We start from the raw sequence: 25,291 nt of genomic DNA, 5'->3' as shown, positions 1-25,291 counted from the left end.
GAATTCGCGCATGTCCGCCACCAACGTAAAAACCGTGTGTCCGTATTGCGGCGTCGGCTGCGGCATGGTGCTGCACGTCGAGGACGGCCAGGTCGTGAAGATCTCCGGCGACCGCGAGCATCCGGCCAACTTCGGCCGCCTCTGTACGAAAGGGCAGTCGGCGCACATCGCGCTGCGTCAATCGGGCCGCCTCGAAGGCGCGTTCGTGCGCCGCGCGCGCGGCGAAGACCCGGTGCCGCTGCCGATGGCGCAGGCGCTTGGCAGCACCGCGGCGCGCTTGCGTCGCCTGCTCGACGAACACGGTCCCGATGCGTTGTCGTTTTACGTGTCGGGGCAGATGTCGCTCGAAGCGCAGTACCTCGTCAACAAGCTCGCGAAGGGCTTTGTCGGCACCAACAACATCGAGTCGAACTCGCGTTTGTGCATGGCGAGCGCGAGCAGCGGCTACAAGCTGTCGCTCGGCGCGGACGGGCCGCCCGGTTCGTACGACGATATCGACCACGCGGACCTGTTCTTCGTGAGCGGCGCGAATATGGCCGACTGTCACCCGATTCTGTTTCTGCGCATGATGGATCGCGTGAAGGCGGGCGCGAAGCTGATCGTCGTCGATCCGCGCCGCAATGCGACCGCCGAGAAAGCCGATCTGTTTCTGCGGATCAAGCCCGGCACCGATCTCGCGCTGCTCAACGGCCTGCTGCATCTGCTGCACGAAAACGGCGCGACCGATGCCGCGTTTATCGACGCCTTCACCGAAGGCTGGGACGCGATGCCCGCGTTTCTCGCCGACTACACGCCGGAGAACGTCGCGCGCATCACGGGCCTCGCGGCCGACGACATCCGCCGTGCGGCGCAGATGATCGGCGCGGCGCAAGAGTGGATGAGCTGCTGGACCATGGGCCTCAATCAGAGCACGCACGGCACCTGGCACACGAACGCGATCTGCAATCTGCATCTGGCGACCGGGCGCATCTGCCGGCGCGGCAGCGGACCGTTCTCGCTGACGGGGCAGCCGAATGCGATGGGCGGCCGCGAAATGGGCTACATGGGGCCCGGCTTGCCGGGGCAGCGCTCGGCGCTCGTCGCGCAGGACCGCGCGTTTGTCGAAGACCTCTGGGACATTGCGCCGGGCACGCTGAAACCCGACGCGGGCACGGGCACGATCGACCTGTTCGCGCGGATGGCGGCGGGAGAGATCAAGGCGTGCTGGATCATCTGCACGAATCCGGTGGCGAGTCTCGCGAACCGGCAGAACGCAATCGCCGGTCTGCGTGCGGCCGAACTCGTGATCGCGCAGGACGCGTTCCTCGACACCGAGACCAACCGTTACGCGGACGTGCTGCTGCCCGGCGCGCTGTGGGCCGAGGCCGAAGGCGTGATGATCAATTCCGAGCGCAATCTGACGCTGATGCAGAAGGCGCTCGAACCGCCGGGCGCGGCCTTGCCCGACTGGCAGATCATCGCGCGCGTCGCCTGCGAAATGGGCTTTGCCGATGCGTTCACCTATGCGAGCGCCGACGCAGTATTCGACGAGATCGCGCGCGCGTCGAATCCGGCAACCGGCTACGACCTGCGCGGCGCGAGCCATCGCCGCCTGAAGGACACGCCGCTGCAGTGGCCGCTGGCTTCCGCAGATTCGGACTCGCGCAATCCGGTTCGTTATCTGAACGACGGTGTGAGCCAAACGTTGCGGCTCGCCGCCGATGGCACCCGTCCACGTCTCGCGTTTCCGACCGCGAGCGGCAAGGCGAAGTTTTTCGCGCGGACCTATGCGCCCCCGGCCGAATTGCCGGACCACGCATTCCCGATCGTCCTCAACACGGGCCGCGTGCAGCATCAATGGCACACGCTGACGAAGACCGGCAAGGTGGCGATGCTCAACAAGCTGAACCCGGGTCCGTTCGTCGAGATTCATCCCGACGACGCGGCCGCGCTCGGCATTCGCGCGAAAGACCCGGTCGAGATCCGTTCGCGCCGGGGCCGCGCGGTCCTGCCGGCCGTCGTGACCGAGCGCGTCAGCGCGGGCCAGTGCTTTGCGCCGATGCACTGGAACGACGTATTCGGCGACGACCTCTGCATCAACGCGGTTACGAACGATGCGACCGACCCGATTTCTCAGCAACCCGAACTGAAATGCTGCGCGGTGGCGTTGAGTCCGGTGACGGTTCCGGTCAGCGCCGATGACGTTGCGGACGCATTCGAGCGCCGCGCCGAGGCCTTTGCTAAGACTTCTGCCGAAGCCTGTGCGGATGCACACACAGCAACGCCGACCGCCAGCGCCAAGGACCTACCCATGCCCCGTATCGAAGCCCTCACGAGCCTGCTGCAACTGCGGCCCGAGCCGGCGCCGTCGCTCAGCGAGGCCGAGCATGCGTATCTGGCCGGCTTCGTGAGCGGCTTGCGTTCGGCCGAAGCGCAGGGCATCGAGAGCGTGCCGGTGCTGCCGGGCAGCGCGCCGTTCGACAGCGCGAAGCGATGTTACGTCGACGGTTTGCTCGCCGGTCTTTATAGCCGCAGCATGACGAACACCGCTTCGTCCGCGGCATTGACCGGTAGCGCACCGGCGACGCAGGGCGCGGAACTGCGCGAAGCCGGCGCGTCCAATATACGGATCGTCCGCGCGCGTCCGAAGGTCACCTTGCTGTGGGCCTCGCAAACCGGCAACACCGAATCGCTGACCGAGCGCTACGCGACGCATCTGATGGAATCAGGCTTTGAAATCCGCACCGCGTGCATGGCGGACTATCCGTTCGCGACGCTCGCGAAGGCGCAATACGTGCTGCTGATGACAAGCACATTCGGCGACGGCGACGCGCCCGACAACGCCCAGGACTTCTGGACGCAGTTGCAGGCCGACACGGCTCCCAGGCTCGACGGCGTGCGCTTCGCGGTGCTCGCGCTTGGAGACCGCAACTACGACCCGTTCTGCGGCCACGGCCGCCGGCTCGACGAAAGGCTCGCCGCGCAGGGCGCGCTGCGTCTCGCCGCGCGCGTCGATTGCGATACCGACTACCAGGAGGTGGCCGATGCGTGGCTCGAACGCGTGATCGCGCGCATCAAGGAAGAAGACGCGGCGCTGCATGCGGTGCCGCCGGGCGGCATGATCAACGCGGTGGTGCCGGGCATCGTGCCGACGAAAGCGCGGCCGGCCGCCTCGCGCCTCGTCGGCAATCTGCGCCTGAACCGGCAGGGCGCCGCGAAGGACACGCGCTACGTGTCGTTGCATACCGCCGAGGCGAACCTCGAATACGAAGCCGGCGATGCGCTCGGCGTGTGGCCGAGCAACTGCCCCGAGCTCGTCGACGAACTGCTGACGCTGAGCGGCCTGCCGCGGGAAGCGCCGGTACAGGTCGCGGGGCTCGGCGAGATGCGGCTCGCCGATGCGCTCGCGAGGCACTACGAGATCGCGCGGCCGAGCCCGGAAGCGCTTGCGTTTGTCGCCGCACGCAGCCGCGACGGCGCGCTGCGCGATCTGCTCACGCCCGCGCGCAAGGCCGATCTCAAGCAATGGCTATGGGGACAGCAGCTTGCCGACGTGCTGCACGAGTTTCCGGTGAGCCTCACGGCAACCGAACTCACGAGCGTGCTCAAACGCCTGCAGCCGCGGCTCTATTCGATCGCGTCGAGTCCGAAAGCGCATCCGGGCGAAGTGCATCTGACCGTTTCGGCGGTGCGCTACAGCAATGGGCGGCGGCATCGCAAAGGCGTGTCGTCGACGTTTCTCGCGGACCGCGCCGACGAGACCGACGTGCCTGTTTTCGTGCAGACATCCGCGCATTTCCGGCCGCCTCGCGAGGCCGGCACGCCGGCGATCATGGTCGGCCCCGGCACCGGCATCGCACCGTTTCGCGGCTTTCTGCACGAGCGGCGCGCACGCGGCGACCGGGGGCGCAACTGGCTGTTTTTCGGCGAGCAGCATGCCGCAAGCGATTTCTACTATCGCGACGAACTCGAAGCGATGCGCGCGAGCGGTCTGCTGACGCAACTCGACGTCGCCTTCTCGCGCGATCAGGCCGACAAGGTCTATGTGCAGGACCGCATGCGCGAGCACGGTGCGCAACTGTGGGCATGGCTCGAAGACGGTGCGCATTTCTACGTGTGCGGCGACGCGAACCGGATGGCGCGCGACGTCGACGCGGCGCTCAAGGACGTGATCGCGACGCACGGCGGCATGAGCGAGGAGAGGGCGCTCGAATACGTGAGCCGCCTCACGCGTGAAAAGCGTTACGCCCGCGACGTGTATTGATCGAGCTGCGCCATGAAGCGTGACGCAAGCGCGCCGGCACACATGGCATGAGGCTTGCGTATCCATGCGCGACGGCGGAATGAGCAGCTCGCGCATATCGACGCGCGCTGCAACGAATCCGATCGTTCGACGACAGGCAATCAGTTTGATAAGGATCTCTGATGAACAACGTGATGAACTCTCTTAAAAGCGGAGACTGGCGCGCACTCGTTGCCTGCTTCCTGTATTTCGACACCGGCTTTACCGTCTGGGTACTCTATGGACCGCTCGCGCCGTTCATCAGCAAAAGCATCGCGATGACGCCCGCGCAACAGGGCCTGCTCGTCGCGGTGCCGGTGCTCTCGGCGGCGATTCTGCGCGTGACGCTCGGCAATCTCTATCAGTCCGCGCATGGCAAGCGCATTGCGCTGATGGGCGTGCTGCTCTCGGCCGTGCCGACGCTCGTGCTGCCGTCGTTGCAAACGGTGCCGTCGTACGAGATGCTGCTCGTGCTCGGCGTGTTCCTCGGCATCGGCGGGGCCAGCTTCGCGGTGGCGTTGCCGATGGCCGGCAGCAACTATCCGCCGAAAGTGCAGGGGCTCGTCCTGGGACTCGCGGCGGCCGGCAATATCGGCGCGGTGCTCGACGGCTTCCTGTTTCCGCAACTCGCGACACGCTATGGCTGGCAGATGGCCGCCGGCGGTGCCTTGCCGCTGCTCGCGATCGCCGCGATCACGCTGTATTTCTGGGCCAACGACGCGGGCGTCAAGAGCGGCAGCGTGCTGCGCGCGTTCGGCAGCTTCGCGGCAACGCTCGTCGGCCTGATCGTGCTCGTGCTGTTCGTCGAAGCGGGGCTGTTCGGCGCCGGCAAGAGCGGCGTGCTGCTGTTGCCGGTGATCGGCGCCTTGCTCGCGATCGCGGTGCTGCCGAAGCGCTATCGCTCGGTGCTCGGCGAGCGCGATACGTGGGTCATCATGCTTGTCTACAGCATCACGTTCGGCGGCTTCGTCGGCATGTCTTCGTATGTGTCGCTGCTGCTGACGAGCCTCTATCAGCTGAGCAAGATCGACGCGGGTCTGTTCATGGCGCTGCTCGCCGCGACCGGCGCGATGGTGCGTCCGCTTGGCGGACTGATCGCCGATCGCGTGTCCGGCGTGCGCGCGCTGACCGTGCTGCTCGCGATCATCGCCGTGTGCGACTTCGTGTTCGCCGCCGCGATGCCGTCGCTCGCGGGTGGCATCGCGCTGCTGCTGTGCCTGTACGTCGCTTTCGGGCTCGGCAACGGCGCGACGTTCCAGCTCGTGCCGCATCGCTGGGCGGGCCGCACGGGCCTGATGTCGGGCATCGTCGGCGCGGCGGGCGGTATCGGCGGCTTCTATCTGCCGGTCGTGATGGGTATCGCCAAGGAAAGCACGGGCAGCTATCAGATGGGCTTCGCGACGTTCGGCGCGCTGGCCGCCTGCGCGTTCCTCGCGATCGTCGCGCTGCGCCGGCCGTGGATGGCCTGGTCGATGCACACGGGCGTCATGCACGCGCACGTCGCCGAATAACGCGCCGAGAAATGTGCCGAGAAACGTGCGCCGGGAGAGGGCCTGCTCCGATGCAGGCTCTCATGGCGATGCCTCAAAAAAAGCGCAGCCAAACACTTGCATATCGCGGGTCGTGTTTCTAATATGCAGTCAGGAGGCTGCATATGAACTCATCGACCGATCGCATCGAAAAACAGATTCTGCTGAATGCGCCGCGCTCGCGCGTTTGGCGCGCGCTCTCGAACGCCGAGGAATTCGGCCAATGGTTCGGCGTGAATCTGACCGGCAAGCAGTTCGTCGCCGGACAATCCGTGCAAGGGCACATCACCTATCCGGGCTACGAGTATCTCGTCATGGACGTGTTCGTCGAACGCGTCGAGCCCGAGCATCATCTGTCGTGGCGCTGGCATCCGGCCGCGGTCGATATGGCCGTCGACTATACCCCCGAGCCGACCACGCTGGTCGAATTCGATCTGAGCGAGGTCGGCTCCGGCACGCTGCTGCGCGTCGTCGAATCGGGCTTCGATCGATTGCCGCTCGCGCGTCGCGAGGCAGCGTTCCGTCTGAACGACGGCGGTTGGACGCAGCAGATGGGCAATATCGAACGACATGTCGCCCAAGGCTAAGGCCACGCCGGCGCGATCGGGCCTCAAGGCCGCGACGCTGCGCAACTGCGCGCCGGTGTTCGCGGCGCTCGGCGACGAAACGCGTCTGCGTTTGCTCGCCGCCCTGTGCGCGGGCAGCGCGATGTCGATTGCGCAACTGACGGCCGGCACCGAGATCACACGGCAGTCGGTCACGCAGCATCTGCAGGTGCTGGCTGACGCGGGCCTCGTGCGCGACGTGAAGGTAGGGCGCGAGCGCCTGTGGGCGTTCGAGTCCGCGCATCTCGATGCGGCGCGGCGCGCGCTCGACGCGATTTCGCAGCAATGGGATCAGGCGCTGCTGAAGCTGAAGGCCGCCGTGGAACCGTGAATGGCGCGGCGGATTAAAGGGCGACGAATGTTGAATTCGCCTTTTAGATCCGGGTTCTAAAACGGGATTTTCAATCGAAATACAACAGCCCGTGAACGACGCCACATGCGCCCCGGATTTTTTAAGGGGTCAAGACGCAACGACAACCCGGACACGGCCCGCTCACGCCCCAACCACCGAGCCCCGCCGGATCGGCCGCGCCAGCGGTTTTCAAACAGTCCCACCGAACGCCACCGGCTCCGAGGCATCGAGCTAGCAGATTGGCGAGCCAAAAAAAAGAGACAAATTTGCAACGGTGAAATATTTTACGAATAATCCGTTACGCATCCTGCGATCTTGTAAGTGGATGCTATAAACCGGAAGCCAAAATATTCAACTTCAGGGACAAGAAGAATGAAACGCAACGTGTGGAGTGCGGGACTGTGGGGTGGCGCGTTCCTGGCCGGCGGCATGCCGGTCTACGCGTGGGCGGCGTGCTCGCCGCCCAACACGTCGCCGTCGAGCAATGCGACCATCGCCTGTAGCGGCGCGAGCGTGCCGTCCGTCGTGGCGATGACGGGCAGCACCAATGTCACGATCAATCTCGATAGCACCGCGAGCGGCAGCTATGTGCTCTCCAGCACGGCCACGCCGTTTTCCGTCGATACATCGAGTTCGATTACCAATAACGGCAATCTTTCGCTGTCGGGTAACGGCACGGGCGTCGCGAATCGCGGCGCGATGCTGATCGGCATGAGCAGCGGCAATACCATTACCAACGGCGCGAGCGGCGTCATTTCGACCACGGGCGCGTACAACGACGGCATCGCCGCGAACGGCGACAACAACACGCTCGTCAACAACGGCACGATTACCACGAGCGGCGCGAACTCGTACGGCATGACGGCCGCGTGGGGGCAAAGCAATACCGGCGCGTCGGGCAATACGCTCATCAACACCGGCTCGGTGACGACCTCGGGCAGCAACGCGCGCGCGGCGTCATTGCTCGGCGGCAGCGGCACCATCAACAACAGCGGCACGCTGACGGCCTCGGGCAGGGACAGCACTTCGGTCTACATGCAGGGCAACAACGATACGCTCGTCAACAGCGGCACGATTCGGACCACCGGCACGGCATCGAGCAGCGGCAACGTCGACGCGGTGGTGTCGAACACGATCGGCAGCTCGTTTACGGCCACCATCACGAACGAGGCGGGCGGCCAGATCATCAGCGACAACGGTATCGGCGTGCGCTCGACCAACGGCAATACGACGATCACCAACGCGGGCCTGATTCAGGGCGGCGGCGGCACGGCCATCAAGAACGGCAACGGCAACGACTCGCTGATCCTGCAAACGGGCTCGCAGATCATCGGCACGGCCGATGGCGGCGGCGGCGCCAATACCGTGCAGCTGCAAGGCAGCGGTACCGCGTCGAACGCGTTCGTGAACTACCAGAGCCTGACGATGGCGGGCACCGACTGGACGTGGGCCGGCACCGGCACGTTCGCGACCGCGCTCGTGCAGAGCGGCACGCTGAACCTGACCGGCACGCTCGGCACGACGACCGCCACGGTCGTCGCGACCGTCGATAGCGGCGCGACCTTGCAGGCGAATGCGGCGAACCTGCCGCTCTCGGTGACCGACAACGGGCTCGTGCGCTTCCAGCAGGACAGCGGCGGCACCTACACCGGGCTCATCTCCGGGACGGGGGCGGTCGAGAAAACCGGCGCGGGCACGCTGACGCTCGCACCCGCCGCGGCGGGCGGCAACACCTACTCGGGCGGCACGACGATCACTCAGGGCACGCTCTCCGTCGCGGCCGACAATGCACTGGGCGCAGCAACGGGCGCGCTGACGCTCAACGGCGGCACGCTGCAACTCGGCGCCAGCTTCGATCCGGCGGCCAGCCGCGCGCTGTCCATCACCGCGAACAACGGCACGATCGACACCCAGGGGTTCCAGTCCACGATCGCGCAGAACATCACGGGCGCGGGCTCGCTCACGAAGCTCGGCACCGGTACGCTCACGCTCAATGGCGCCGCCAACGGCTACGCAGGCGGCACCCAGGTCGACGCGGGCACGCTGGTCGTGGGAGACGCGGGCAATGCGGCCGCGCTGCTGTCGGGCGGCGGGCCGGTCGCAGTCGCGGCGGGCGCGACGCTCGGCGGCTATGGCGGCGTGAACGGCAACGTCACGAACAACGGCACGATCGCGGTGGCGAATGCAATCACCAGTCTCGCGAGCGGCCCCGTCGGCAATTTCCAGATCAACGGCAATCTCACCAATGCGGGGCTCGTGCGGCTCGGCGGCAGCGGCGTGGGCAATACGCTGACCGTGGCGGGCAACTATGTCGGCCAGAACGGGGCGATCACACTGAACACCTATCTGGCGGGCGACGGCGCGCCCTCGGACCGGCTCGTCATCAGCGGCGGCACGGCAAGCGGCGCGAGCACGCTGAACGTGACGAACGTCGGCGGCCCGGGTGGCGAGACGCTCGCCAACGGCATCGAGGTCGTGCAGGCCGCGAACGGCTCGACCACCGGCGCGAACGTGTTCTCGCTCGCGGGCGGGACCGTCAAGGCGGGGGCCTACGAGTACTACCTCGCGAGAGGCGGGGTCAGCGCCGGCACGGGCGACAACTGGTATCTGCGCAATACGATTCCGGAAGCCACCCAGCCGCCGATCACCACGGCGCCGGGCACGCCGGAGTCGATCGTCGACGAGGTCGACAAGGCCGAAGAGGGCACGCCGGTCTACCGCACCGAGGTGCCGCTTTATACGGAAGCGCCGAGCGTGGCGCGTCAATTGGGTCTCCTGCAGATCGACACCTTCCACGACCGTCAGGGCGAGCAGGGCCTGCTGACCGAAAACGGCCGCGTTCCCGCTGCATGGGCGCGCGCGTGGGGGGCGTACAGCAATATCGCGCAGGGCGGCACTGTGAAGCCCTCGTTCGACGGCTCGGTGTGGGGCATGCAGGTCGGCCAGGACCTCTACGCGGACACCCGCGCGGACGGCTCGCGCAATCACTATGGCTTCTTCCTCGGCTTCGCGCGCGCGGTGGGCAGCGTGAACGGCCTCGCGCTGGAGCAGTACGACTACGATGCCGGCTCGCTGCAGGTCAATTCGTACAACCTCGGCGCCTACTGGACGCACATCGGCGCGGGCGGCTGGTACACCGATGCGGTCGCGATGGGCAGCGCGCTCACGGTACGCACCCATTCGACCGACGGCATCGGCGGCTCGACCGACGGCAACGCGTTTACGGGTTCGCTCGAAGCGGGCTTGCCGATCGCGCTGGCGCAAGGCGTGACGCTGGAGCCGCAGGCGCAGCTGGTGTGGCAATGGCTCGCGCTGAGCCGGTTCAACGACGGCGTCTCGGACGTGAACTGGAATAACGGCAACACCTTCCTCGGCCGCCTCGGCGCGCGCCTGCAATGGGCATTCGACGCGAACGGCGTCAACTGGAAGCCGTATCTGCGCATGAACGTGCTGCGCTCGTTCGGCGCCGACGACAAGACCACCTTCGGCGGCGTGACGACGCTGGGTACGCCGGTGGGGCAGACCATGGGGCAGGTCGGCGTGGGCGTCGTCGCGCAACTGACGAAGCGCGGCAGCGTATTCGTGACCGCGAGCTATCTGACCAACCTCGGTGGCGAGCATCAGCGCGTGATCGGCGGCGACGCTGGCGTGCGCTGGGCGTGGTGAGTGTGCGTGAACATGCGTGAGCGTGCATGAAGGGGCCTCTTGAGGGAACTTCGACCCAAGAGGCCCTGATAAGCGGGGATTGAGGCCAGGGACTGGATTGCGGGGCTGAAACCGCAGGACTGAAACCCGTAACCGGGAAGAGGGAGCAGGACGCGGGAACGATGCCGGGAGCCCCGCCGCGAGGGCTCCGCTTCCAGGGGAGGCTAGTCTGCGAGCCGCTTGTCCGCGAGCGCGTTCTGGCAGTCGGCCAGCACCTGCTTGAGCAGCCGGGCTTGCGGGTCGATTTCGTCGGTATCGAGAATTTCTTCGACCGCATCGCGCGCCCAGTCGGCCTCGACGAAGCGCGCGTGGCGCCGCGCGATTTCGACCGCGGTGGCCGACAGCTTCGCGATAGAAAGCCAGTCGGCTTCGCGTGCGCGGCGATCGAGCCACTTGTGCGCGGACTGCACGTGAAACGCCGCGTCGGGCCAGTCTTCGTTCAGATAATAAGCGCCGAGGCTTCCGCACGTGAGCCAGCACAACAGCTCGAGGCGGTCACGGGGACTCAGATGTTGGCGTACATCACTCATGGCGACGCTCGCTGCGGTAAATGGCTTCCCGGTGAGGACGGCGCTGCGCCATCCCCGGCTTTCATCAAACGCTTTAATCAAACATTAGCACGCGCTCTTCCCGGGCGGCAATTCCTGACCTACCCTGGCGCGCAGCATGGCCGCGGGCCAAGGTAGGAGCGGGGAATGCGCGGCTCGCAAGGCCGATGAGCCCCGCGTTTGCCGCTCGAAATAGCCTGCCCGGAATGGCCTCGTGTGCCTCGTGTGCCTTGTTTGCCGTTTTCCGAAGTCCTTTTTCCGAAACCCCGCGGCCCAACGAGGCCGGACTACCCGCGCAACTCGGTCCCCAAGGCCGTTGCCGCGCCGGCGAACGTGGAGGCCATCGCGGCGTAGTGGTGCCACTCCAGCTTGTGGCCGAGCCGGAAGACCATAAAGGCGTTGCTGAGCGCCATTCTCAGGGCTTCCATCATGAGCCGGTCGGTGGTGACTGACGGGGTGGCCCGCAGCGGCGCCTCGGGAATCTGGCCCTTCAGCTTGCTGCCCATTTCGGCGAGTGTCGTCGAGATCGTCAGCGGCACGAACTCGATGGGCAGGAACCGGGTGTTGCGTCCCCAGTCCTTGGCGAACTGGAGGACCGGGTTGTCGTTCTCGCTGTCGAGGCCGATTTTCAGAACACGCATCAAACGCCCGTCCTCGGGTTTCGCGCCGCCGAGGAACTGGCCGAGGTTGGCGAGGTTCTGCCCGATAGAGGACGTCAGGCCCGCGATCGCGGCGCGGTTGTTGACGTTCGACAGCCACTGGTTGCCGGTGGGCGGCCCGATGAAGCTCAGCAGCAGGCCGGTCGCGCCCAGGCTGGTCATGCCGCGCAGGAACGCAGTCTCGTGCGTCGTGAGGTTCTTCGACGCCTTGGTCACCGCCTCTGCCATCTTTGTCGCATCCTGGAACACCGTCTCGATCTGGGCCCGCAGTCCGTCGTTCTTGGGCAGGCTGTTGCTCACGTCAGTCGCCGCCTTCCGGATCGAATCGAGGTCCTGCTTGAATTTCTCCATCTGCGCCTCGTGATCGTGGGGCGAGACGGACTGCAACATGGCCCGGCTGGTTTCCATTGCCGCCGCCTCGGCGATGTCCTGCGCCGATCCGGCCGGGGCGGTGAGGGCCCGATGCACGCCGGACATGGAGTCGAAGGCCCGGACGATGTGCGCCTGCATGGCCGGGACCTGACTCGTCCACAAGTCATTAATCAGGGTATTCACATCGGTATTGCCGCGCCCGCCTTGCGTCACGAGCCCGCGGCCGTCTTCCAGGTCGATGTCGGATGCTTCGATCGGAAGAGCCCCGGCGGGTGCCTGCTGGCTTTGGGCCGCTCTCAGCTCGTCGGTATTGACGAATTCGATGGGCTGTCCGGCCTTATCGTTGCCGCCGCGCAGATGGCCGATGGCGCCGAGGACCGGCTTGTTCAGCGCGCCCGTCTGCAGCACGCCGCCCAGCCCAACCAGCCCGAAGCCGGCGATCTGCCCGAACGAGGGGGCGGCCTGTCCGCTCGCCGCATTGGTTCCGAATTGCCCGGCGAGTGTAATGAGCTGATCGATGGCCTGGCCGAATCCCTGGATCGTTTTGATATCTCCGCCGGCTTTGGCCCAGCGCCTCGGCCCATCGGTACCGGGGATGTACTCGCCGACCCCGGCGAGGGTCAGGGATAGCAGGATGCGCTGCGTGACCAGCAAGGCGGTTTTGGCGGTGGTTTCGAACGCGCTGGCCTTGCCCGGGAGGATGGCCTCCACGCCGTACCAGGCACCGAACTTGAACCCCATCGCGATGGCAACTTCCGCGGCGGCGATCGCTTTCTGCACCGGAGTGGACTTCAGCCATTCGGTCCAGCTGCGACTCTTCGCCGTGTCGGCCTTGCCGGACCCCAGGGACTGGGTCAGGTGGTCGCGCAAGTGGTCCAGCCCCTGTTTTTGCAACTGCATCATGGATATCCAATGCTGGACCTCTTCAAGATGCCGGATCTGGGTGTCGTGCGGGACGGGGCGATCCGCCTTGTTCAACGCCGCCTTCACACGGCCGTGCATCTTGCCGATGTCGCGCAGCGAATCCGTCAATGTCCTGGACAGATCCTCGAGGTTGCTCAGCATCGTTTGCGCTTCTTCATGGCCGAGGCGCGCGAGCTGACCGGTCGACATATTCCGCAGTTCGATCTCGGGCGCCGTGCCGGCGCTCGCACCGGTGGCGGCCGGCGTCGCGGCCTCCGTCGAGGAGCGTTCCCGGCCGGACAGAGGCAACGACCCGCGCGGCCTGTTGGCGGTGGCCAGGCTCGGGTTCGAGCTCGGGCCCGAGTTCGTCGCGTCGCCCGAGTCCTGTGCCTTGTCCTGCGCCGGGTCTTGCGACCTCGCACTGTTCTTCCTGCTGGTGCTGCGCGCAGGCAGGTGCGAGAAACGATCGTCCTGCGATCCTCGGGACTGGACGGATGGAGTCGGGGTCGTCGTTCGTCGCGCGTCCTGAACGTCGTTGTCGTGCCCGGATGAGAGCACGCTGGCGGCTGCGCTGGAATCGCTGAAACGGGAGGAGGAGGTGCGGATTTCGGGCATGATCGGATGTCGGGTTGGGGAGTGGGACAAACGGCCTGTCCATCACCACTCCGGCCTGACGATCGGAAAAGATCGCGGACCCTGCACGCAGACTCATGCAGTGCTCGATGTGAACATACGGCTCGTCGACTATCGTTGCGAAAAAGACTGGCAGCGATAGTCGGCCTCCTGACGATTTCGTTCTTCCCTGGTCGCGAAATTACGGACGATAATCCGAATCCATCGGCTCAACCTCACTCCACCCATAACAACCCATGCTGCGAATACTCGGCAAGACCACCTCGATCAACGTGCGCAAGGTGCTGTGGACCTGCGCGGAACTCGGACTTGCGTTCGAACAGGAAGACTGGGGCTCGGGCTTTCGCTCGACCGAGGTCGACGCATTTCGCGCGCTGAATCCGAACGCGATGGTGCCGGTGCTGTGCGACGGCGACTTCGTGCTGTGGGAGTCGAATTCGATCATCCGCTACCTCGCCAACCGTTATCGCGGCGCGTGGCTTTATCCCGCCGATCCGTGCGAGCGCGCGCGTTGCGATCAATGGATCGACTGGCAGGCGAGCGAGCTCAATCGTTCGTGGAGCTACGCGTTTCTGGCGCTCGTGCGGCGCTCGCCCGAGCATCAGGACCCGCGGCAGATCGAGCTGTCGCGCGTGAACTGGGCGAAGCATATGGGGATCGTCGAGCAGCAGCTCGAACGCACGGGCGCGTATATCGCGGGGCCGGCGTTTTCGCTCGCGGATGTGCCGATCGCGTTGTCGGCCAATCGCTGGCTCGACACGCCGATACGGCATGACGATTTTCCGGCGCTGGCCGCGTATATGGCGCGGCTGGCCGGGCGGGACGGTTATCGCGCGTATTGCCGCAACGGCACGCCTTGATTGGCAAGCTTTTACGCTTGGGTTTTCGGCGTGCGATGTACTGCATGAGGTGTGCTGCGCGCGATGTACTGCATGAGGTGGCAGAGCGGGTCATGCAGCCACACCGCATGCAGCCACACCGCGAGCGCGGCGAAGAACCGCAGTAGGGACGAGACCAACCGGAACGCAACACCGGGAGCGGAATCGACAGATCGACTCCGCGCCCTCGCTCCATCAAACCTGCACGAGATTCGGAATCTGCACGTCCGGGTTGACGTCCGCGTCGTAATCGACGCCCTTCATCTCGAAGCCGAACAGACGCAGAAAATCGCTCTTGTAGCCGGCGAAATCGGTCAGTTCGTAGAGGTTGTCGTTGGTCACCTGGTTCCACAGTTCCTGCACGCGGCCTTGCACCTGCGGATCGAGTTCCTTGTAGTCGGCACGCAGACGGCCTTCGTCGTCGAGATGCGGCTGGCTGCCGTAGAGGCTGTCCTTGTAGAGGCCGTAGACCTGCTCGATGCAGCCCTCGTGCGTGCCTTTTTCCTTCATGACCTTGAACAGCAGCGACAGATAGAGCGGCATCATCGGGATCGCCGAGCTGGCCTGCGTGACGACCGCCTTCAGCACCGCGACGCGTGCATCGCCGCCCTTGGCCGCGAGCTTTTCGCGAATGCCGAGCACCTTCTGGTCGAGGTCCTTCTTGGCCGCGCCGATCGAGCCGTTCCAGTAGATGTCGTGCGTGATCTTCTCGCCGAGGTAGGTGAACGCGGTGGTTTTCGCGCCGTCGGCGAGCACGCCGGCTTCGGCCAATGCGTCCATCCACATCTGCCAGTCTTCGCCGCCCATCACCGCGACCGTATGCGCGATTTCTTCCGGCGTGGCCGGTTCGAGCACGGTTTCCTTGATGACTTCCTTGTCGGTGTCGATGCCGCGCAGGTTCACTGCCTTGCCGATCGGCTTGAGCACCGAGCTGAATACCTCGCCCGTCTTCGGATGCTGGCGCTTCGGCGCGGCGAGGCTATAGACGACGAGATCGACCTGGCCGAGATCGCGTTTGATGGCTTCGATCGTGCGCGCCTTCACTGCGTCGGAGAACGCATCGCCGTTGATGCTGGTCGCGTACAGGCCTTCGGCCGTGGCGAGCTTCTCGAACGCGGCGGTGTTGTACCAGCCGGCCGTACCCGCCTTGGTCTCGCTGCCGGCGCGCTCGAAGAACACGCCGAGCGTCGCCGCGCCCGAGCCGAACGCGGCGCTGATGCGGGCGGCGAGACCATAGCCCGTCGACGCGCCGATCACGAGCACCTTCTTCGGGCCGTTGGCGATGGGGCCGCGTGCCTTCACATACTCGATCTGCTCCTTGACGTTGGCTTCGCAGCCGGTCGGATGGGTCGATACACAGATGAAGCCACGCACACGCGGTTTGATGATCATGAAGCACCTCTTGTCGGAATTGCCGACATTATAGTGGCCCCGCCGCCGTGGCCGGGCATTCGCGCGGGGGCGGGTCGGCGCCGGTGCAGCGCGTGTTGCCACTCCGCGCAGCGCCGGGCAGCCTCAACCGAACCGTCCGTACGTGCGGACGTGCGAGCCATCGGGCGAAAGGCCTATGCCGTTTCGAAGCGTGATTCGCATTCCGCAACCAATCTTCGGTATCCGGATATGTCACGCATAGTCGAGCGCGACACTACAGACACCATCCTTTATGTTCGGTTTGCCGAATCCGTGCACCTTTTTCGGAGATTTCCATGCGCTCCCGCATTCCGCCGCAAATGCCGCAAATGCCGCGAGTTACCGATCATCCTCAATGGGCCCAGGATCCCGGTCACCCCGTCGTCCCACAACAACCGGTCTGGCGAGGTCCGGCTCCAAACGAGCTCTTCCAGAACATGCCGCAGACAAGACAACGGCGGCCGTCCCTGGCGCCGGCAGGTCCGTTTCCGGTGATTCCGGGGACGGCGCATCAGCCCGTTATCCCAGTCACGCTGCAGACCCATATACGGAGATGATTGCCCACCGCCGAAAGATTACCAGCGATAGCCTGGCTGTCGACGACCTGTCGGCGCGCAAGTAAGAATAGATAAAACGCGCCCGTGGCCGGTTCGGATCGCCTTGATCGCGGATGGCCTCGAACATGAACCGTGCGGTGCGCCGGTCTCGCTTCGGGCGATGACGGTCCGCACGCAGCCGGCTCGCCAGTTGCGCCGCCCACTCGTCGTCGACGCTCGGGCTGGCGTGCGTCGGACACGTCGGCTCGACGATATTTCTCGAAGTCCCGATACGGCGATCCCTGACATGGAAGACGGTGAGCACGCGCGAAACGCATGGATGGAAGAATTGCCGCCGTGCGCGGCCCACATAACAGCCGATTGAAGCGGCACGGAGCATTCGAGCATCAAAAATCGGCGCCCACCCCACATCTTGGTACGATTGCGCCTTTCCCCGCGGACGACAGCAAGCGTGAAGCGCCTCATCTCCTCATTTCTGGCCGCCCTCGACCGAGGGTTGACCCTCGCGAACCCGCTGATCGCGCGGGGCTGCTGGCATCTGCGCCATCCGACCCGCCGTACCGTCGCCTGGGGTTTCGCCGCGCTGCCGGTGCTGTTCGTGCTGTACGTGCTGCTGCTGATTCCGTTCACGCCGAGCATCGGCGACATCCGCAAGGCGAAGATCGAGCAGCCCGCGCAGATTCTTTCGGCGGACGGCAAGCTGCTCGCCGAATTCAAGCCGTCGAACCGCGAGTGGGTCAGCCTGAAGGACATCTCGCCGACCGTCGTGAACGCGCTGATCGCGACCGAGGACCACCGCTTCTACGAGCATTTCGGCCTCGACTGGCGGCGCACCGCGTCGGCCGCGCTGCACACGTTTTCGGGCGAGCGCCAGGGCGGCTCGACGATCACGCAGCAGCTCGCGCGCAATCTCTATCCCGACGAAATCGGCCGCGCGCCGACGCTCACGCGCAAGCTCAAGGAAGCGATCACGGCGGTCAAGATCGAGATGCTCTATACGAAGCCCGAGATTCTCGAGACCTATCTGAACACGGTGCCGTTTCTCTACAACGCGTACGGCATCGAGATGGCCGCGCGCACCTATTTCGACAAGTCGGCGGCCGATCTGAACGTGCTCGAAAGCGCGACGCTCACGGGCATGCTGAAGGGCAACAGCTACTACAACCCGGTGCTCAATCCCGAGCGCGCGCTGCAACGGCGCAACACGGTGCTCGGGCAGATGGTCAAGTACGGCAAGCTGACGCCCGCGCAGTACGACATCCTGAGCCGCAAGCCGCTGCGCCTCGATTTCGAGCGCCAGATCGAGCCGCCTGGACCCGCGCCGCATTTCACGCAGCAGTTGCGCAAGTGGCTCGTCGCATGGGCCGATCGCAACGACTACAACATCTATTCCGATGGACTCGTCGTGCGCACGACGCTCGATTCGCGTTTGCAGACGATGGCGACACAGGCCGTCAAACTGCAAGGCAACCAGTTGCAGGGCATCGCGAACTCGGCATGGGGCACGCGCACGGGCTGCTCGGCGGACAAGGATCTGCTGCGCACGTTTCTGCGCGAAACGCCCGACTTTCGCGCCGCCAGAGACACGGGCCTGTCCGACGACGATGCCCTGAAGCATCTGCTCGCCGACCGCCCGCTCGTGCAGAACGTCTGCGAGACGAAGACGCGCGTGCAGGCCGACTTCCTCGCGATGGATCCGCGCACCGGCGAAATCAAGGCGTGGGTCGGTAGCCGCGACTTCAGCGAGGACCCGTTCGATCACGTGCAGCAGGCACGCCGTCAGCCGGGCTCGACCTTCAAGCCGTTCGTCTACGCGGCGGCGTTCGAGGCGGGTGCGAAGCCCGACGACAAGCTGCCCGACAACCCCGTCGAAATCCAGTTGGCAGGCGGCGAAGTCTGGAAGCCGAACGACGAGGACGAACCGAGCGGCCGCATGATCAGCCTGCGCGACGCGCTCGCGTATTCGCGCAACCGCATCACCGCGCAGGTGATGGAATCGGTCGGACCGCACAAGGTCGCGAGGCTTGCGCGCGCGATGGGCGTGCGCGACAGCGAGCTCGATCCGGTGCCGTCGCTCGCGCTCGGCACGAGCCCCGTCACGCTGAAGGAGATGGTCTCGGCGTACGGCACGATCGCGAACCTCGGCAATTACGTCGAGCCGCTGATGGTCACCCGCATCGAAGACCGCAACGGCAACGTGCTGGCCGAATTCGCACCGGCCGCGCCGAAACGCGAGCTGCCCGCCGATACCGCGCGTACGCTCGTCGACGTAATGCGCGACGTGGTCAGCCGCGGCACCGGCGCGAGCATCCGCACGCGCTTCGGCGTGCGCGGCGACGTCGCGGGCAAGACCGGCACGACCCAGGGCAACGCGGACGGCTGGTTCATCCTGATCCAGCCGCAACTGGTGGCGGGCGCGTGGGTCGGCTTCAACGACAGCCGCGTGACGCTGCGCAGCGATTACTGGGGGCAAGGGGCGCATAGCGCGCTGCCGATCGTCGGCGATTTCTTCCAGCGCGCGCAGCGCTCGCGGCTCGTCGATCCGCGCGTGAAGTTCGATACCGAGCAACCGCCCGGCTGGTTCGCCGAGCGCGCGGAGCGGTTGCGCGACTGGATCGAGCATCTGTTCGCGCGCACGCCACAGAAGCAGGTGGTTGTGCATGCGCCGGCGCGCAGGGCGCCGGTGGCGTCGGCGGGGACGTCCGGGGAGGCGTCCGTTAGTTCGCCTACTCCGCTTACTCAGGTTATTCCGGTTGTTCCGGCTCAACCGGGGTCTGCGGCGGCCGGCGCTTCGGCGGCGCTGGCCGAACCGCGCGAATTGCCGCCGTTGTTGCCGACGCCGGGAACCGCTCCCGCGCCGGCCACCGGCAATGCCGTCGACGGCGAAACGCATGGCGGCGGCGCAGCGGCCATCGCGCCGACGCCCACGCCCGACGACGTCGTGCCGCCCGATGCGGCAGGTCAGGGCGGACAAGGACAAGGGGCCGCCAACTTCTGAGTGGCACGGCACCTGCATTGTTAAAAGACACGCAACAGTGTTTTCGGCGCGAGCGGCTGATCTCGCGCGATCGATTGCCGATAATCGAGGCTTGCTAAATCAGGCCGGGCAATCGGTCAAAAAATGCAGGTGCTGCACAATGTGTGATCTGAATTCGAACGGTATTCCCGGCTCGTGCGCGCGAAAGCCTGAGCCGGCATACGAGCCGGCAGAGAAGAGGGTGCCGCTCGCGGCCCGCGTGCGTGGTTTCGCCGCGGCGGTGCTCGCATGCGCGAGTCTCGCTGGATGTGCATCGAGTACCGACGTCGTCGCGACCGATAAACCCGGCACTTACACGGTCGCGGCAAGCGCAACCGGTGGACGCATGGCATGGGCCCGCGCGCATGAACTCGCGTTGAACGAAGCGCGCGACTATTGCGAGCGCCGCGGTATGCAAAGCAGCGTAATGGCGGAAACCGTGAGCGGCGTGAGCGTGATGACCGAGCATGGATCGTCGGTCAATTTCGAGTGCCATCCGAAGTTCTGACGACAATGCCTGCGCTGAGGCGCAAGCGCACGCCGGTGCAGGTGTATCGACGAGGCTGGCGATATAGTCAGCGCCCCTACAGGTTCGATTCCTGTGTCGTTTGAATCCCCGACGAAAATCGCGAGCCGTTTTGCGGATGCGCTCGCATTCTCTTTAATCATATGAGTCATGTGAGGCGCGCCGGGATTTCAGGTCCACGATTCGCCTTGCTGCCACTGTGCTCACTTCCTGGTACTCGTTCCCCGTTTGACGAATGACGCGCCTGCAAAGTCTGTCGTCGTTCGCCCCTGCGAGGCGTTTTTTTCACGCGAACGACGGGTAGGGCGTGTGGACGTTTTCGGCGTCCGCGCTGCGTCCAGCTTCCGCGACATCGTCTCGATGCGCTGCCGCAAGAGATCGGCCGTGGCAGCGCGTTCGGCCAGCAGTGCGTCCTTTTCCGCGAGTTGCGCGCCGCTCAGCGCATGCCGTGCGTTCGATGTGGCCAGCTCGGCCTTTGTCGCCGCGAGTTCGTCACGTAAGCCGTCACGCTGCGCGCGCGATTCGGACTCTAGCGTCGCCGCCCGCTCATGGCTGGCCTGAAGCTCCTTGCGCAGCCGCTGCGCCACGGCCCGTTCGCTCTCGATTTCGAGCAACGCGCGCTTTTCGGCGGCCGCAAGCCGTTGTTCGTTCTGTTCGTGCGCGCGGCGCAGCTTGGCCAGTTCGTCGGCGAAATCGCGGCGGGCGTCGGCCAGCGCGGCGATGCCCGCCGCAGTTTCCTGCTTCGACGCGGCAAGTTGCGCCGTCAGCATCGCGTTGGCGGTTTGCAGCTCGACGATGCGCGCGTCGAGCCCGCCGATCTGCGCACGCAGCGCGGCGGCGTCGTGCGCCGCCTGTTCCGCCTGCTGGCGCGCGTCGAGCCGCTGCGTTTCCCGTTCCCGTGCCTCGTCGCGTGCCGTGGCGATTTCGTTCTGCGCGTCCTGTCTGAACACGTCCAGCGCGGCGCTCGCGGCGTCGTTAGAGAGCCGCCAAAGCTGGGCCGCCAGATCGCCTGCCGCTGCGGCGACCTCGGGCGGCAGGTCCGGGCGTCCAACGTCGACGCGAGTCTTGTCGCGAACCTCGCCCCAGAAATCGCGCAAGGCCTTGGCCGGCGCGCTCATGCTGCCTTTGCGCACCAGTTGATAAAGCCGGTTCGCGGTCGGCGTTTCACCGTAGCGGAAAAACAGCAGCGCGCAGACCTCGCGGTATAGCACCTGAGTGTCGGATGCGCGTTCGCGGGCGGCTTCGATGTCGGATTCGAGCGTCATGGCGTGTTTGAGGCTGCGGAATGAACGATAAATTGATAATACAACGTAATACGGTAAAAATACTACACTTTCACCTCTTAAACACGACATTAGTACTATAATGTCGTGTTTAGATTTATGGGAAAGCATCGACGGCGGTTCGCTCATCTCTGGGCGCGGCGACGTACAGAACGGGATTGCGATCCGTGTGACGTGGTAGCCGCCAACAGTAAAACGACCGCACTGGACTTTCCTGCTTCGCCGCATTGCACGGCTATTCGTCTTTGGAACACCAAAAGATATTCAACGCGAGAAACTGTCCAGCCGGTCATCCGAGATGTATTCGCATCTAAAGAAAGAGTCATGAGCCCAACAATCGACGGACTCCGCAACCGGTCCGTATCGGCGTCACACCTTGCTGACGAGGCGTCTTCCGAGACGGCCAAGCCTGAGTCAAGTGCGATAGGAAGCTCGGCAAGTCCCCGGAGTCATCCCGCACTCAATGGCTTGAGCCCCCGGCCAAAGAAACTGCTGACATCCGCCGAGGCGCCTTTGGCCGCCTATGCGGCAGCCAGAACCCTTGTCGGCGAGGCGCTCGATCCCGAGTCAACTACCCAGCTTCGCAAGGCGAATGACGCGATGGACAAGGCGCGTCGCGCATTGTCAGCCGGAGCGGGCAATATCGCGCGAACCGGGAGCCCTGGCAACATGGATGCGCTACGGCGTACGAACGCGACGCGTGCGTTAGCAAAGGCGTTGAGTCACTCGCTGTGCAATCCAGGCGAAGAAACGGCGGCGCTCGTCCGTTGCTGGCCGCGCCAGATGCTCAGCGAAGTCTTGCGGGACATGAGCGCAGAGGAAAGGAGCGACTTGCTGAATCATGTGGTGGCGGCAGCAACGGCGTTGTATGGAAAAAGTGGCAACTGCGACGAGTTTGCCGCAGTGACGGCCAGCTACAGCGAAGTACAAACGGCAAAGCGCACGCATGTCATCACGGCGGACGTGCCATTCGACCATGTCTGGGCGGAAAGCCGTCACGACGATGGCATTGCCCGCCCCCATGATCCCATTCTGGATAGCTGGCTGGACGGGCCACCCGTCTTGCGGGAGAACGCCCGCTTCGCAAACGCGGCCGAAGCCGATCAGCAGCATACCGCCGCAAATGATCCGCGCGTGTCTGCCGCAATCGATGAGATGGCGCATCGCCTTGGCAAAAGTCCAGAGGCGAAGGAGCTTTTCGATAAAGCCATGGATATGTCGGCTGAGGACATCGAACGTGAGAGTACCGACAATTTTGAGCCGATGTCGTCCATGAACGATCGATTCATTTCCAATGCTCGAAGGAACCTTGGAAAGCAACAGCAGGCAGCGAGGCCTGAGTTGCTGGGTGACATTCAGGCGGTCGGGGTCGGACGGCAGTTCGATCTGCCGATCGCGTCCGCGACCAACAAGGGCAATGTCGCTCTGATTCGCGACCAGTTAGAGACTTTGACTCGTGCGGGCGCGTCGTTCGCGTCATCATCGCAAGCAGACGGCTCGCGGTTGGCCTCGCGTCCGATTGGGCTGCCGACAGGTCCCCGGATGGGCCTGCCGTCAGGTCCCCGGATGGGCTTGCCGTCGGGTCCTCGGCCGGGATTGCCTTCGGGTCCCCGGATGGGCCTGCCGTCAGGTCCCCGGCCGGGGTTACCGTCGGGTCCGCGGATGGGCCTGCCGTCAAGTCCCCGGGCGGGGTTACCTTTGGGCCAACGGCCGGGGCTACCGTCTTCAAGGACCGTCGGTGCAGTTGCTGGCCCACGGTCTGATGGGTCGTCGCTTTCCGCACCTACAGAAACCGCAGCGAGGGACGCATCAAATATTTAACGATCTTTGTTCGCGGACAACCAGCGCTATCCTGAGCGCAACCCGTCTGGTCCCGTCCTGTGGCTCGGCCACCGGCGTATCATCACGGACTATCTGCTGGCTCGCCGCGAAACCGTGCTGCACATCATGGACGCGCATTACACGAGCGCCGCCACGATGACGCCGGGCGCGCAACCGCAAGCCGACGGCACGTTGATCTATCCGGCTTAGTCACCGGGCTGAGCCGTTCCAGGGCACCCCGGCCCATCCGTCACCTTGCCCCACAGAATGGCTGTCAAGAAACCCACAACGCTCGAAATCCTGCTCCGCGACATCCGCTCCTGCACCCTGTGCGCGCCGACGCTGCCGCATGCACCGCGACCGGTGCTGGCTGCCTCCGAGCAGGCGCGCATTCTGATCGTCGGCCAGGCGCCGGGCGCGCGTGTGCATGCGTCCGGCGTTCCGTGGAGCGATGCGAGCGGCAAGCGCCTGCGCACGTGGCTCGGCGTCGACGACAGCACCTTTTACGACGCGTCGAAATTCGCCATCGTGCCGATGAGTTTCTGTTTTCCGGGGCGTGGCCCGAGCGGCGATCTGCCGCCGCTGCCCGCGTGCGCCGAGCGCTGGCATCGCGAGCTGCTCGGCCACCTGAGCGCCGTGCGGCTCACGCTGCTGATCGGACAGTACGCCCAGCGCTTCAGTCTCGGCGCCGCCTATGGACCCAGCATGACCGATACGCTCGTCCGCTGGACCGAATTCGGACCGGCGATCATACCGCTGCCGCATCCCTCGCCGCGCAACATCGCCTGGTTCAAGCGCAATCCGTGGTTTGACGCCGATGTTTTGCCGACATTGCGCGAGCGGGTATCCGCGGCCCTGGCGGCTCACTAAAATAGGCGCAATTGCACAACCGGCGTTTGCCCTCAGGAATTCTTCGAATCGTGTCCAAAGCCTTGCCGACAGCCGCATCCAACGCCGACCTCGTCACCGTTCAGCCCGTCGAATCGCTCGTCGTGCCGGAACTGCTCGATGGCCGCGACGGCACCAATCGCGGTGCGAGCGAAAACTCGCAACTGTCGGCGCGCAACGATCTCGACGCCGTGCGCGCATGGCTCTCCAATTACGCGGACACCAAGACCACCTTCGACAACTACCGCAAGGAAGCCGAGCGTCTGCTGCTGTGGGCCGTCGTGCAGCTCGGCAAGCCGCTGTCGTCGCTGACGCACGAAGATCTGCTGCTATTCAAGGCGTTCATCGCCGATCCGCAGCCCGCCGCGCGCTGGGTGTCGGCGAGCGGCGGCAAGTTCGCCCGCAGCGACGAACGCTGGCGGCCGTTCAACGGCCCGCTGTCGCCGGCCAGCCAGCGCCAGGCGCTGATCATCCTCAACGCGATGTTCACGTGGCTCGTCAACGCCGGCTATCTGCGCGGCAATCCGATGGCGCTGCTGCGGCAACGCGCGAAGCGCTCGGCGCCGCGCGTCACGCGCTATCTGTCGACGTCGCTATGGGACGAGGTGAAGCTGTTCGTCGAGCAACTGCCGCAGGACACCGACGCGCAACGCGCCTACTACGCGCGCTGCCGCTGGTTGACCACGCTGTTCTATCTGCAAGGCATGCGGATTTCGGAAGTCGCGGGCGGCCAGATGGGCCAGTTCTTCAGACGGCTCGGCGCCGACGGTCAGGACCAGTGGTGGCTCGAAACGCTCGGCAAGGGCGACAAGGAGCGGATCGTGCCGGTATCGGTGGAGTTGATCCAGGAGCTGCGCAATTACCGCACGCTCAACGGTCTCGCCGCCCTGCCCACGCGCGCCGAGCAAACGCCGCTCGTGCTGCCGTTCAAGGGCCGAAGCCGCTGCCTGTCGCGCTCGGCGGTGCACGATGCGATCAAGGGCATCTTTGCCGGCGCGGCGACGTGGCTGCGCGCGCGCGGTCCGGAATTCGCCGATCGCGCCGATGAGCTCGAACGCGCGTCGGCGCACTGGCTGCGCCACACAGCCGGTTCGCATCAGGCCGATGGCGGCGTCGATCTGCGCACGATCCGCGACAATCTCGGCCATGTCTCGCTGAATACGACCAGCCTTTATCTGCATACCGAGGACGATGCACGGCATACGGAAACCGTCAAACGTCATCGCATGAACTGGGATGCGGCGAAATCGAAAGACGGCAATTGATCAACCCGCCGCTTGAGCCGCTCCCGCTTTCCCCGCATTTGCCCGTTCTTCCCCCGGCTTCGCGCCAATCCCGCCCCATT

The 25,291-nt window shown here is 65.2% G+C and carries 15 protein-coding genes and 1 pseudogene; 12 read left to right on the top strand and 4 right to left on the bottom strand.

What is annotated here, in order from left to right:
- The first annotated feature begins 10 nt into the window (after positions 1-10).
- The 5 genes from F3J19_RS04355 (at position 11) to F3J19_RS04335 (ending at position 10,413) form a co-directional block, all read left to right on the top strand.
- A complete protein-coding gene (locus tag F3J19_RS04355; protein ID WP_167038176.1) occupies positions 11-4,243 on the top strand; it encodes a bifunctional nitrate reductase/sulfite reductase flavoprotein subunit alpha in 4,233 nt (1,410 codons plus the stop codon).
- A gap of 161 nt (positions 4,244-4,404) precedes the next feature.
- Positions 4,405-5,772 (top strand): MFS transporter, encoded by a 1,368-nt coding sequence (locus F3J19_RS04350; RefSeq protein ID WP_167038174.1) that lies wholly within the window; start codon positions 4,405-4,407, stop codon positions 5,770-5,772.
- Between the two features lie 143 nt (positions 5,773-5,915).
- Positions 5,916-6,377: an SRPBCC family protein gene (locus tag F3J19_RS04345; RefSeq protein WP_167038172.1), complete on the top strand. Its 462-nt coding sequence runs from the start codon at positions 5,916-5,918 to the stop codon at positions 6,375-6,377.
- Positions 6,361-6,726, top strand: coding sequence for a metalloregulator ArsR/SmtB family transcription factor (locus F3J19_RS04340; RefSeq protein WP_167038170.1), 366 nt, complete (start codon positions 6,361-6,363; stop codon positions 6,724-6,726). The genes F3J19_RS04345 and F3J19_RS04340 overlap by 17 nt, the downstream gene beginning before the upstream one ends.
- Positions 6,727-7,119: 393 nt before the next feature.
- Entirely contained in the window at positions 7,120-10,413 is a 3,294-nt protein-coding gene (locus F3J19_RS04335; RefSeq protein WP_167038168.1) for an autotransporter outer membrane beta-barrel domain-containing protein, read from the top strand.
- 203 nt (positions 10,414-10,616) lie between these two features.
- Here F3J19_RS04335 and F3J19_RS04330 read toward each other — a convergent pair whose 3' ends face one another.
- Positions 10,617-10,982, bottom strand: coding sequence for a hypothetical protein (locus tag F3J19_RS04330; protein WP_167038166.1), 366 nt, complete (start codon positions 10,980-10,982; stop codon positions 10,617-10,619).
- 305 nt (positions 10,983-11,287) lie between these two features.
- Entirely contained in the window at positions 11,288-13,549 is a 2,262-nt protein-coding gene (locus F3J19_RS04325) for a hypothetical protein (protein ID WP_167038164.1), read from the bottom strand.
- Positions 13,550-13,803: 254 nt separating this feature from the next.
- Here F3J19_RS04325 and F3J19_RS04320 point away from each other — a divergent pair, with 254 nt between their 5' ends.
- A complete protein-coding gene (locus tag F3J19_RS04320; RefSeq protein WP_167038162.1) occupies positions 13,804-14,427 on the top strand; it encodes a glutathione S-transferase in 624 nt (207 codons plus the stop codon).
- A 213-nt stretch (positions 14,428-14,640) separates the two neighbouring features.
- Here the strand turns inward: F3J19_RS04320 and fabV are convergent, their stop codons facing one another.
- Complete coding sequence (gene fabV / locus F3J19_RS04315; RefSeq protein WP_167038161.1) at positions 14,641-15,837, bottom strand: enoyl-ACP reductase FabV; 1,197 nt, start codon at positions 15,835-15,837, stop codon at positions 14,641-14,643.
- A 1,026-nt stretch (positions 15,838-16,863) separates the two neighbouring features.
- Between fabV and F3J19_RS04305 the strand changes: the two genes are divergently transcribed.
- Complete coding sequence (locus tag F3J19_RS04305) at positions 16,864-19,410, top strand: transglycosylase domain-containing protein (RefSeq protein WP_167038159.1); 2,547 nt, start codon at positions 16,864-16,866, stop codon at positions 19,408-19,410.
- Between the two features lie 139 nt (positions 19,411-19,549).
- The gene (locus F3J19_RS04300; protein WP_205192552.1) at positions 19,550-19,936 is read left to right on the top strand and encodes a hypothetical protein; all 387 of its coding nucleotides are present in this window, start codon (positions 19,550-19,552) and stop codon (positions 19,934-19,936) included.
- A gap of 221 nt (positions 19,937-20,157) precedes the next feature.
- On the opposite strand, the gene F3J19_RS04295 is transcribed toward F3J19_RS04300, so the two are convergent.
- On the bottom strand, positions 20,158-21,366 hold the full coding sequence (locus tag F3J19_RS04295; protein WP_240158739.1) for a DNA-binding protein: 1,209 nt from the start codon (positions 21,364-21,366) through the stop codon (positions 20,158-20,160).
- Between the two features lie 384 nt (positions 21,367-21,750).
- On the opposite strand from F3J19_RS04295, the gene F3J19_RS04290 reads away from it, so the two are divergent.
- From F3J19_RS04290 to F3J19_RS04275, 4 genes and pseudogenes are all read left to right on the top strand, one after another.
- On the top strand, positions 21,751-23,058 hold the full coding sequence (locus F3J19_RS04290) for a hypothetical protein (protein ID WP_167038157.1): 1,308 nt from the start codon (positions 21,751-21,753) through the stop codon (positions 23,056-23,058).
- Between the two features lie 69 nt (positions 23,059-23,127).
- Positions 23,128-23,268 (top strand): annotated as a pseudogene (locus tag F3J19_RS04285) (DUF488 domain-containing protein); the annotation flags it as partial.
- Between the two features lie 57 nt (positions 23,269-23,325).
- Positions 23,326-23,928, top strand: coding sequence for a uracil-DNA glycosylase family protein (locus tag F3J19_RS04280; protein WP_167038155.1), 603 nt, complete (start codon positions 23,326-23,328; stop codon positions 23,926-23,928).
- A 50-nt stretch (positions 23,929-23,978) separates the two neighbouring features.
- Complete coding sequence (locus F3J19_RS04275) at positions 23,979-25,211, top strand: tyrosine-type recombinase/integrase (RefSeq protein ID WP_167038153.1); 1,233 nt, start codon at positions 23,979-23,981, stop codon at positions 25,209-25,211.
- Positions 25,212-25,291: the final 80 nt, after the last annotated feature.

The sequence above is a fragment of the Burkholderia sp. Ax-1724 genome, assembly GCF_011752995.1.
Taxonomy (GTDB): domain Bacteria; phylum Pseudomonadota; class Gammaproteobacteria; order Burkholderiales; family Burkholderiaceae; genus Paraburkholderia.
This window is presented reverse-complemented; position numbering and strand designations above follow the sequence as displayed.